The 2,678-nt window shown below is 54.3% G+C and carries 1 rRNA gene; it reads right to left on the bottom strand.

Annotated features, from left to right (window positions below):
• Positions 1–2,678 (bottom strand): 23S ribosomal RNA (locus tag IEX24_RS19305); the annotation flags it as partial.

Consider the following 2,678-nt stretch of genomic DNA (forward strand, 5'->3'; position numbering starts at 1 on the left):
CGCGCGCAGAGGATAGGGACCGAACTGTCTCACGACGTTCTAAACCCAGCTCGCGTACCGCTTTAATGGGCGAACAGCCCAACCCTTGGGACCTACTCCAGCCCCAGGATGCGACGAGCCGACATCGAGGTGCCAAACCATGCCGTCGATATGGACTCTTGGGCAAGATCAGCCTGTTATCCCCGAGGTACCTTTTATCCGTTGAGCGACAGCGCTTCCACAAGCCACTGCCGGATCACTAGTCCCGACTTTCGTCCCTGCTCGACTTGTCAGTCTCACAGTCAAGCTCCCTTGTGCACTTACACTCGCCACCTGATTGCCAACCAGGTTGAGGGAACCTTTGGGCGCCTCCGTTACTCTTTAGGAGGCAACCGCCCCAGTTAAACTACCCACCATGCACTGTCCCAGAACCCGATCAGGGTTCGTAGTTAGATATCCAGAGTGACCAGAGTGGTATTTCAACAATGACTCCACCAGCACTAGCGTGCCAACTTCACAGTCTCCCACCTATCCTACACAAGCCACACCGAACACCAATACAAAGCTATAGTAAAGGTCACGGGGTCTTTCCGTCCTTCTGCGCGTAACGAGCATCTTTACTCGTAGTGCAATTTCGCCGAGTTCGCGGTTGAGACAGCTGGGAAGTCGTTACGCCATTCGTGCAGGTCGGAACTTACCCGACAAGGAATTTCGCTACCTTAGGATGGTTATAGTTACCACCGCCGTTTACTGGGGCTTAAATTCTGGGCTTCGCCTTGCGGCTAACTCTTCCTCTTAACCTTCCAGCACCGGGCAGGCGTCAGTCCGTATACATCGTCTTGCGACTTGGCACGGACCTGTGTTTTTAGTAAACAGTCGCTTCCCACTGGTCTCTGCGGCCCTATCACGCTCCCGGAGCTAGTCCGTTCACGATCGGGGCCCCCCTTCTCCCGAAGTTACGGGGGCATTTTGCCGAGTTCCTTAACCACGATTCTCTCGATCTCCTTAGTATTCTCTACCTGATCACCTGAGTCGGTTTGGGGTACGGGCACATGGAACCTCGCGCCGATGCTTTTCTTGGCAGCAGACGATCACTGATTTCCCCACTGAAGGGTACCCATCGAGTCTCAGCCGTAATAGAGGGCGGATTTGCCTACCCTCTGGCCTACATTCTTAGACCGGGTCAACCATCGCCCGGCTCAGCTACGTTCCTGCGTCACACCTGTTAATACGCTAACCGCACCACATCGGGTCGCACGCTACGCCAGAACGCCTCACCCCGAAGGGATCGGTCTATCTGGTTTCAGATGCTTAGCATTAGCGGATTGGCTTGGACGGTTCTTCTGCGGTACGGGAATATCAACCCGTTGTCCATCGACTACGCCTGTCGGCCTCGCCTTAGGTCCCGACTTACCCAGGGCGGATTAGCCTGGCCCTGGAAACCTTGATCTTTCGGAGGACGGGTTTCTCACCCGCCTTTCGCTACTCATGCCTGCATTCTCACTCGTGTGGCCTCCACGGCTGGTTTACACCGCCGCTTCGCTGGCCACACGACGCTCTCCTACCCATCCATACGGCTGGACCACGAAGGCCTGCCAAAAATATAAATGCCACAACTTCGGTGGCGTGCTTGAGCCCCGTTACATTGTCGGCGCGGAATCACTTGACCAGTGAGCTATTACGCACTCTTTCAAGGGTGGCTGCTTCTAAGCCAACCTCCTGGTTGTCTATGCAACTCCACATCCTTTCCCACTTAGCACGCGCTTAGGGACCTTAGATGGTGGTCTGGGTTGTTTCCCTCTCGACGATGAAGCTTATCCCCCACCGTCTCACTGCTGCGCTCTCACTTACCGGCATTCGGAGTTTGGCTAACGTCAGTAACCTTTTAGGGCCCATCGGCTATCCAGTAGCTCTACCTCCGGCAAGAAACACGCAACGCTGCACCTAAATGCATTTCGGAGAGAACCAGCTATCACGAAGTTTGATTGGCCTTTCACCCCTATCCACAGCTCATCCCCTCCATTTTCAACTGAAGTGGGTTCGGTCCTCCACGACGTCTTACCGTCGCTTCAACCTGGCCATGGATAGATCACTTCGCTTCGGGTCTAGAACCAGCGACTCACACGCTCTATTCGAACTCGCTTTCGCTACGCATTCCCCTCACGGGTTAAGCTCGCCACTGATCACTAACTCGCAGGCTCATTCTTCAAAAGGCACGCCGTCACACCAACAAAGGGCGCTCCGACGGCTTGTAAGCAAACGGTTTCAGGTACTATTTCACTCCCCTCCCGGGGTACTTTTCACCTTTCCCTCACGGTACTTGTTCACTATCGGTCATCTGGGAGTATTTAGGCTTATCAGGTGGTCCTGACAGATTCACGCGGGATTTCTCGGGCCCCGCGATACTTGGGATACTCTTCGAGCCATAACCACATTTCAACTACAGGGCTGGCACCTACTATGGCTGGGCTTTCAATCCCATTCGTCTATATAGCGCTGTAACTCTCGCAGTACGGCAGTAACTGCTGAAAAGTCCCACAACCCCGCCCATGCAACGCCTGCCGGCTATCACACATGAACGGTTTAGCCTGTTCCGGTTTCGCTCGCCACTACTCACGGAATCACATGTTGTTTTCTCTTCCTGTGGGTACTGAGATGTTTCACTTCCCCACGTTCCCTCTACCCGCCCTATATATTCA

The sequence above is a fragment of the Subtercola lobariae genome, from assembly GCF_014640255.1.
GTDB lineage: Bacteria > Actinomycetota > Actinomycetes > Actinomycetales > Microbacteriaceae > Subtercola > Subtercola lobariae.